Source organism: Microbacterium umsixpiens (assembly GCF_053543675.1).
On record NZ_JBLVOH010000234.1, the window covers coordinates 1 to 7989 of the forward strand.

Below are 7989 nucleotides of genomic sequence, written 5' to 3' on the forward strand. Positions count from 1 at the left end.
CCGCAGGGTCGCGCCGTTCGCCCCGCCGAACAGCCGCGTGACGGAGATCGGCACGCCGCTGTTGAGTGCGTCGAGATGCGCGACCTCCTCGGCCCGCTCGTCCAGCCAGTCGGCGAGCGCCTCCAGCTTCTCCGCGCGGCGCTCGGGGGCGAGGCCGCGCCAGCGCCCGTCGTCGTGCGCCTGCTGCGCCGCGGTCACGGCACGGCCGACCTGGTCGAGTGAGCTCGACGCGGAGGCGACCAGGGCCTCCCCCGTGTTCGGGTCATGCAGCCAGGTGCCGTCGCTCTCGGGACTGTCCTCGGCGACGCCGGCGATCCAGGTGCGCAGGGCGGGGTACGTCATGTCAGATCCGATCGAAGTAGCGGTGCAGGTCCCAGTCGGTGACGCGGGCCATGAACGTCGTCCACTCGTGGTCGAGCAGCACCTGCTGATGTGAGATCAGCTCGGGAGTGAGGAGCTCCTGCACGAGCGGGCTCTCGCCGAACAGGATGCTCGCCTGACGAGGATCTGCGGGCATGGCCCCGTCGGCGGGAAGGTCGTAGGCGCTTCCGACCACGGCGTCACCCAGCACGGTCTCCTTCTCCATGCCGTCGCGCGCCGACGCCAGGACCCCGGTGAGGGTGAAGTACGGGTTCGTGTCGGCGCCGGGCAGGCGGAACTCGAAGCGCAGCGCCTGCGGCGAGTACCCCACCACCCGCACCGTCGTGGTGCGGTTGTCGAAGCCCCAGGTCTGACCGCTCCCCGCCACGTCGGACGAGTTGCTGCGGCGGTAGGAGTTGACGGTCGGCGCATACCAGGCCATCAGCGCGGGGGCGTGTTCGAGCGCGCCGGCGATCGCCGACCGCATCCGCGCGCTGAGGCGATCCGGAGCCGACTCGTCCCAGAACACCGCCGTGCTCTCGTCGTCGACGAACGAGACGTGCACGTGGCAGGAGGATCCGGGCTGGTCGTTGAGCGGCCGCGCCATGAACGTCGCCGACATGCCCGCGCGAGCGGCGGTGTCGCGCACCGCCAGCTTGTAGAGCGCGTGCCGATCGGCCATCTCCAGCGGGTCGCCGTACTCGAAGGTCATCTCCCACTGCCCGAGTCCCCATTCGCTCTGCGCGGCTTCGACGAGGATGCCGCTGGCACGGAGGTCGGCGCGCAGCTTCTGGAAGAAGGGCTCGTAGAGATTGCCCTCGTGGATCATGAAGTCCGACGGCGTGAGGGTGGTCGGGTCGAGGTCACGGAATCCGGAGCGGCGCAGCTCCCTGGGGTCGTTGCGGAACAGGTAGAACTCCAGTTCCGTCCCCGCGAGCGGGGTGAGCCCGAGCTCCCGGATGCGGGCGAGCTCCTGCTTCAGCAGCACGCGGGGCGAGAGCGGCATCGGCTCGTGCGTGTGCACGTCGACCGGGTCGGCGAGGCAGATGGCCACCCCCTCGAGCCAGGCCGCGGGGCGGAGGGTCTCGAGGTCGGGGATCAGCGTCACGTCGGGGACGCCGTTGTGCATCCCGCACAGCGCGAACTTGTTCGCATCGATCAGTTCGAGGCCCTGGTCGATGTCCCACGCCCAGGCACAGGTGCAGATGTCGACACCGTTCTCCACGACGCGGCCGAAGCCCTCGACCGGGATGCGGCGGCCGACGAGTCGACCCTGCAGGTCGGGCGTCGCGACGATCACGGTGCGGATGCCGGCAGCCTCCAGCTCGTCCGGAGCCAGGCGCACGTCGTCGATCATCGCGTCAGCCACCCTCCGTCGACGGGGAGCTGGATGCCGTCGATCCAGGACGCCTCGTCGCTGAGCAGCCAGGAGACCGCGGAGGCGATATCGGCGGGCACGCCCACCCGCGGCACCAGGAGGCGTTGCTTCATGAACTCCAGAGCCTCGGGGCTCGTGACGCTCTCGTAGTCGAAGAAGTCCGTCGCGATCGGGCCGGGGGCCACGCAGTTGACGCGGATGTTCTTCGCCGCGAGCTCGACCGCGAGCGCCTTCGTGAGCATCGGCACGCCGCCCTTGCTCGCGTTGTAGTGCGGTTGCGCGGTGCCGGTGCTCGTCACGACGACGAGGGCCTCGACGGTCGACAGGTTCACGATCGCCCCGCCGCCGGACTCGGCGATGAGCGGGGCGACCTCCTGCGCGACGAGGAACTGTCCCTTGAGGTTGATGTCGAAGACGAAGTCCCATGCCTCCTCGGTGAGGGTCTCGAACGAGTGCTCGGTGACGACTCCGGCGTTGTTCACCAGGAGGTGCAGCGACCCCCAGGCCGCACGCGCGAGGTCGACCGCCGCGCGGATCTGCTCCCGTGAGCGCACGTCCACCACGGACGCAAGGGCGGTGCCGCCTGCCTCCTCGATGAGGCGCACCGTCTCGGCCGCACCATCGGCGGACACGTCGGTCACCAGGATGCGCGCTCCTTCACCGGCGAGCCGGAGGGCCGTCTCCCGCCCGATGCCGGAGCCTGCGCCCGTGATGAGGGCGTTCTTGTCTGCGTGTCGCATTTCTTCTCCTTGTTCGGTGACGCCTAGGCGATGTTCTGTGTGGCGGACGCGGCGAGCGTCGCACGGGCGGCGGACTGTGCGACCAGCCAGCCGAAGACCGGGTCGGCTCCGAAGGTCTCGGGATGCCACTGCACCCCGATCGCCGGAAGGCCTTCGAGCTCGATGGCCTCGACGACGCCGTCGGGCGCCCACCCCGTCACCACGACTCCGCGGCCGGGCACGTCGACCGCCTGGTGATGGAACGAGTTGACACGGGTCGTCTCGCCGTACAGCGTCTGGGCGACGCTGCCCGGCGCCGTGCGCACCTCGTGCACCCGATGGGCGCGCGGGTAGGCGTAGGAGCCGTGCGACTCCCCCTCGCCCGGCGGCAGGTGCGAGTGGAGCGTGCCGCCGCGGACGACGTTGAGGAGCTGTGCGCCGCGGCAGACTCCGAGCAGCGGGATGCCGCCGCTGATGGCGGCCTCGATCAGCCCGGCTTCGAACGCGTCGCGCTGCGGGTCGATCAAAGGGGTGAACGGTCCCGGGGTCTGCCCGTAGAGGCGGGGATCGACGTCGTCGCCGCCCACGATCACGACGCCGTCGAGGCGCTCGACGAGCTCGGCCGGCACGGCATCCATCGGCAGGTGCACCGGCAGCCCGCCGGCGTGGAGCACCGAGGTCGAGTACTCGCTGAGGTAGGCCTCGAGCGGAGCGTCGGCGAAACCGTGCGGTGCGCCGATCGCCGCGCCACGCAAGCGTCGTCCGGAGATGCCGATCAGGGGTCGGGGCAGGGCGTGGGTGCTGATGATGTCCATCCTTCGGGTGCGAGGCGAGCGTGTCGAGGGTCAGGCGTTCTCGTCGAATCGACGCACGATCTGGGCGTACGCCTCCGGTGCCTTCGCGCGCATGATCGCGGCCTGCACGAGTCCGATCACGGGGGCGATGACCACGACCCCGACCAGGGTGATGCTGATCGGGCCCCAGGCGGGGTTCCCGTCGGCGTCGACATCGCTCACGAGCAGCGGGAAGTTGGCAGCGATGAGAACGGCGGAAACGGCGAGACCGACGAACCCCAGAATCGGGGCGATCACGGTGTGCCAGGGGCTTCGCAGCACCCGGGTGCGGGCGAAGTAGACCACGACCGAGAGGCAGGTGACCGCCATCAGGATCACGATCGCGAGCGTCCCGATGCCGGCGAACCAGGAGAAGATGTTCTCCGGCGCGAAGCCGATCAAGGCGAGCACGATGATCGCGATGCCGGAGGTCGCCACCTGCACGATCGAGGCGACGTGCGGGGAACCATGCTGCGCGTGCACCGTGCCGACCCTGTCGGGGAGGACGCGGGCGTTGGCCATGGCGTGGTGGTAGCGGGTCAGCACGTTGTGCAGCGACAGCACCGCGGCGAACATGCTCCCGAGGAACAGCACGGCGACGGCGATCGAGCCGACCGGGCCGAGGTACTGCTCGGTGACACGGGTGATCAGCGTGGTCGGGTCGGCGGCCGCTTCCTCGATGATCGCTCCCTCGCCGACACCCACCACGACGGCCCAGGCGGCGAAGGCGTAGAAGACGCCGATCACGATCGCGGACGCGTAAGTCGCACGGGGGATCGTGCGCTCCGGCGTGCGCACCTCATCGCGGTAGACGACGGTCGACTCGAAGCCGATGAAGCTCGCGATCGCGAACATCAGGCCGAGTGCGGGCGCACCGGAGAGGACGTTCTGCAGCAGGAACGAGCCGAAGGTCACACCCTCCGCACCGCCGGTGACGAGGATGACGATCCCCAGCAGCACGACGATGCCGATCTCGGCGAGCAGCACGACCACGAGGACGCGGGAGCTGAGCTCGATCTGCCGATAGCCGAGCGCGCCGACGAGCGCCACCGAGGCGAGGGTGAGCAGCCACCACGGGATCTCGGGGCCGCCGAGGAGGACGATGCTCGAGCTGATCGTCGCGCCCAGGTAGGAGAACACCGCGATCTGCACGGTCGTGTAGCAGACGAGCGCGAGGTAGGCGGTGGCGAGCCCGGGCGTGCGACCGAGCCCGTGGGTCGCGAACACGAAGAACGATCCTGCCTTGGGCAGGAAGCGGCTCATCGCCGTGAGGCCCACCGAGAAGAGCAGCAGGATCACGGTGGCAACGAGGAACATGACCGGGAAGCCGATGCCGTTGCCCACGAGGAAGCCGATGGGCACGAGTCCGCCGACGACCGTGAGGGGGGCTGCGGCCGCGATCACCATGAAGGTGACGGACACCGCCCCGAGGTTCCCGCGGAGATTGCGCTCCTGGGGTGCTGCTGTGCTGCGCGACGTCGTTGTCGAAGCATCCATGTCGAAGCATCCTTTTGCCGATTGGACTAATGGTCTACTTTCTAGCCCATTAGATTCGTCGACGCAAGAGTCACCCTCGGGAAGGCCCAGGGCGACCGGAGGGAGTGCGGGGTGCGGAGCCGACTAGCGGAGCAGGCCGAGGTAGGCGAGAGCCTGACGGATGAGGGTGCCTCGTCCGTTCTCCATCTCGGCGGCGACCGCATCCGACCCCGCGGCCTCCGGCGAGAACCAGGTGACCTCGAGGGCATCCTGACGCGGCTCGCACGTGCCGGTCACCGGCACGACGAACGCCAGCGACACGGCGTGCTGCCGGTCGTCGTGGAACGCGCTCACACCGGGCATCGGGAAGTATTCGGCCACCGTGAACGGCAGCGGCTGCGGCGGCATGATCGGGAACGCCATCGGACCGAGATCGTTCTCGACGTGCCGGAACAGGGCATCGCGGATGGTCTCGCCGAAGCGCACCCGACCCGACACGATCGTGCGGGTCATCTCCCCCATCGGCGTGGACCGCAGGAGGATGCCGATCTCGATGACCTGCCCGGAGCCGTCGGTGCGCACCGGGATCGCTTCGACGTAGAGCATCGGCAGTCGGCGCCGCGCCTCTTCGAGTTCGAACTCACTCAACCAGCCGGGGTTGCCGTCGGGCGCCGGCGGGTTCGCGTCCGGGAACGCGCCGAGACCATCGTCTTCGGGCTCCGGATCGGGATCAGGTGTGCGGACCGACATGTGTCCTTTCTACCAGCCGCCTCCCCCGACCGACACCGCGTGCACGTCGGTCGTCCCTGGCAGGATGACGGTGTGAGCGAGAACCTGACGATCGATGACACCGCGACCAGATGGTCGTCCCCCGACCGCGGACGGATGCCGCTGCTGGTGCTGCTGCACGGCTACGGGGCCGATGAGCACGACCTGTTCGGACTCGTCCCGTACCTCCCCGAGGGCATCGCCGTCGCATCCGTCGCCGCTCCCCTCGCACCACCGTGGCCGATGCCGGGGCGGTCCTGGTACGCGATCGAGGGACTCGACGGACGCAGCCCCGAGGCGGTCACGGTCGCCGCCGAGGCGTTCCTGCGCTGGCTCGACGCGGCGGCAGAAGATGCTCCCTCGGTCGCACTGCTCGGCTTCTCGCAGGGCGCGGCGGTGTCGCTGCAGGCTCTCCGACTCGCACCCGAGCGCTTCGGCGCGGTCGCGGCGCTCAGCGGCTACGTGGCATCCGGCGAACTGCCGCACGATGAGGCACTGGCCGAGCTGCGCCCGCCGGTCTTCTGGGGGCGCGGCACCCACGACGACGTCATCCCGCCCGAGCTGGTCGGTCACACCGCGCAGTGGCTGCCCGGCCACTCCGACCTGTCCGGCCGGGTGTACACCGGGCTCACGCACAGCATCTCCGAGGAGGAGCTGACCGACGTGCACCGCTTCCTCACGAAGTGGATCGACGGGATCGCGAAGAGCTGAGCTACGCGACCACTCCGCGACACGCCCGGGGTTGCGAAACGCCGACACGCCCGGGTATCGTCGGGGAGTCCTGTCCGCCGTGTCTGGAAGTCCTTTGATCTGATCCGTCGCCTCCGCGCTCCTCTTTCCGCGCGCTGAACCGACGATCGCCAACTCCACGGCAGACCCTCCCCTCCGCATCCGTGACGTGTTCACGCCCGGCCGGGGCTCGGTGTCAGTGCACCCTCGCACTCGACAGGAGACACTCATGTCACAACCCTCCACTCTTCACGCGTCGGTCGTCCTCGACCGACTCACCTTCACCTGGCCCGACGGGTCGGTCGCGCTCGACGGCGTGTCCGGGGCCTTCGGCTCCGGACGCACCGGCCTCGTCGGCCGCAACGGCGCCGGCAAGTCCACGCTGCTGCGACTGATGGCCGGCGAGCTCGAACCGACCTCGGGCATCGTCACGGCATCCGGTGAGGTCGCGTACCTCCCCCAGCAGCTGACCCTCGACGTCGACCGCCGCGTCGCCGAACTGCTCGGCGTCTCCGGGGCGCTCGACGCCGTGCGGGCGATCAGCTCCGGCGATGTCGACCCGGCCCACTTCGACGCGGTCGGCGACGACTGGGACATCGAGGCACGGGCCGAGGCATCGCTCGCCGAAGCCGGCCTGGCGCCGGAGTTCCTCGACCGCAGGATCGGGGAACTCTCCGGCGGCGAGGCCGTGCTCGTCGCGATCGCCGGCATCCGCCTGCGTCGCGCGCCGATCACACTCCTCGACGAGCCGACCAACAACCTCGACCGTGACGCCAGGGCGAAGCTCGCGGCGATGGTGCGCGCCTGGAAGGGCACGCTCATCGTCGTCAGCCACGACCTGTCGCTGCTGGAGCTGATGGACGACACCGCCGAGCTCTACGCCCAGACGCTGAGCGTGTTCGGCGGACCGTACTCCGAGTGGCGGGCTTGGCTGGACGCGGAGCAGGATGCCGCGAAGCAGGCCGAGGTCACCGCCGCGCAGGCGCTCCGCAAGGAGAAGCGCCAGCGGATCGAGGCCGAGGTCAAACTCGCGCACCGCGCCCGCACGGCGAAGAAGGCCGAGATCGAGAAGCGGGTCCCGAAGATCATCGCGCACGGCCGCAAGATGGCAGCCGAGGTGTCGGCCGGCCGGCTCCGCACCGAGGTCGGCGCCAAGGAGGAGGCCGCGCACACCGCACGCGAGGAGGCCGGGCGCCGCGTGCGCTCGGACTCCTCGATGAAGATCGAGCTGCCCGATCCGCAGGTGTCCCGGAGCCGCCGGATCGCGACGATCGGCGACGAGGAGCGGGCCTGGGTGATCCAGGGTCCGGAGCGTGTGGCCCTGATCGGCCGGAACGGTGCCGGCAAGACGACGCTGCTGGAGCGGTTGGTCGCGGGCGGTGTTCACAACTCCTCAGAAACGACGGCCGACGGCCCGGAACAGGGCTCTTCGGCCGATTCAGCCGAAGAATTGAGGAGTTATGAACGGCCGACCCTGCACATCGAGGCCCACACCGACCTGATCGGCTACCTGCCGCAGCGGGTCGACGGCCTCGTCGAGGAGCAATCGGTGTTCGAGAACATCGCGGCCGCAGCGCCCCAGGTACCGGAGAAGGAGCTGCGCAACCGGCTCGCCCGGTTCCTGATCCGCGGGGCGACGGCGGAGCGCCCGGTGTCCGCCCTCTCCGGCGGCGAGCGCTTCCGGGTGGCGCTGGCGAAGCTGCTGCTCGCCGATCCCGCACCGCAC

Annotated in this window: 8 protein-coding genes; 2 read left to right on the forward strand and 6 right to left on the reverse strand. The window is 69.8% G+C overall.

The window, feature by feature from the left end:
* From ACNPM4_RS19640 to ACNPM4_RS19665, 6 genes are all read right to left on the reverse strand, one after another.
* A partial coding sequence (locus ACNPM4_RS19640) for an aldehyde dehydrogenase family protein (RefSeq protein ID WP_448986884.1) occupies window positions 1-342 on the reverse strand: 342 nt, incomplete at its 3' end.
* A 1-nt stretch (window position 343) separates the two neighbouring features.
* Window positions 344-1717: a glutamine synthetase family protein gene (locus tag ACNPM4_RS19645; protein WP_448986885.1), complete on the reverse strand. Its 1374-nt coding sequence runs from the start codon at window positions 1715-1717 to the stop codon at window positions 344-346.
* Window positions 1714-2478 (reverse strand): SDR family NAD(P)-dependent oxidoreductase, encoded by a 765-nt coding sequence (locus ACNPM4_RS19650; RefSeq protein ID WP_029261385.1) that lies wholly within the window; start codon window positions 2476-2478, stop codon window positions 1714-1716. The genes ACNPM4_RS19645 and ACNPM4_RS19650 overlap by 4 nt, the downstream gene beginning before the upstream one ends.
* A 23-nt stretch (window positions 2479-2501) precedes the next feature.
* The gene (locus ACNPM4_RS19655) at window positions 2502-3272 is read right to left on the reverse strand and encodes a gamma-glutamyl-gamma-aminobutyrate hydrolase family protein (protein ID WP_448986886.1); all 771 of its coding nucleotides are present in this window, start codon (window positions 3270-3272) and stop codon (window positions 2502-2504) included.
* Between the two features lie 30 nt (window positions 3273-3302).
* The gene (locus ACNPM4_RS19660; protein WP_029261383.1) at window positions 3303-4787 is read right to left on the reverse strand and encodes an APC family permease; all 1485 of its coding nucleotides are present in this window, start codon (window positions 4785-4787) and stop codon (window positions 3303-3305) included.
* Window positions 4788-4910: 123 nt separating this feature from the next.
* Entirely contained in the window at window positions 4911-5516 is a 606-nt protein-coding gene (locus ACNPM4_RS19665; protein WP_448986887.1) for an NUDIX hydrolase family protein, read from the reverse strand.
* Window positions 5517-5588: 72 nt separating this feature from the next.
* On the opposite strand from ACNPM4_RS19665, the gene ACNPM4_RS19670 reads away from it, so the two are divergent.
* Window positions 5589-6245: an alpha/beta hydrolase gene (locus ACNPM4_RS19670; RefSeq protein WP_448986888.1), complete on the forward strand. Its 657-nt coding sequence runs from the start codon at window positions 5589-5591 to the stop codon at window positions 6243-6245.
* Between the two features lie 247 nt (window positions 6246-6492).
* On the forward strand, window positions 6493-7989 hold a 1497-nt coding region (locus ACNPM4_RS19675), incomplete at its 3' end, for an ATP-binding cassette domain-containing protein (RefSeq protein ID WP_448986889.1).

Excerpts from the sequence above, each read along its gene's own strand:
- ACNPM4_RS19645 (WP_448986885.1), bottom strand. The coding sequence starts at position 1,717 with ATGATCGACGACGTGCGCCTGGCTCCGGACGAGCTGGAGGCTGCCGGC.
- ACNPM4_RS19650 (WP_029261385.1), bottom strand. The coding sequence starts at position 2,478 with ATGCGACACGCAGACAAGAACGCCCTCATCACGGGCGCAGGCTCCGGC.
- ACNPM4_RS19655 (WP_448986886.1), bottom strand. The coding sequence starts at position 3,272 with ATGGACATCATCAGCACCCACGCCCTGCCCCGACCCCTGATCGGCATC.
- ACNPM4_RS19660 (WP_029261383.1), bottom strand. The coding sequence starts at position 4,787 with ATGGATGCTTCGACAACGACGTCGCGCAGCACAGCAGCACCCCAGGAG.
- ACNPM4_RS19665 (WP_448986887.1), bottom strand. The coding sequence starts at position 5,516 with ATGTCGGTCCGCACACCTGATCCCGATCCGGAGCCCGAAGACGATGGT.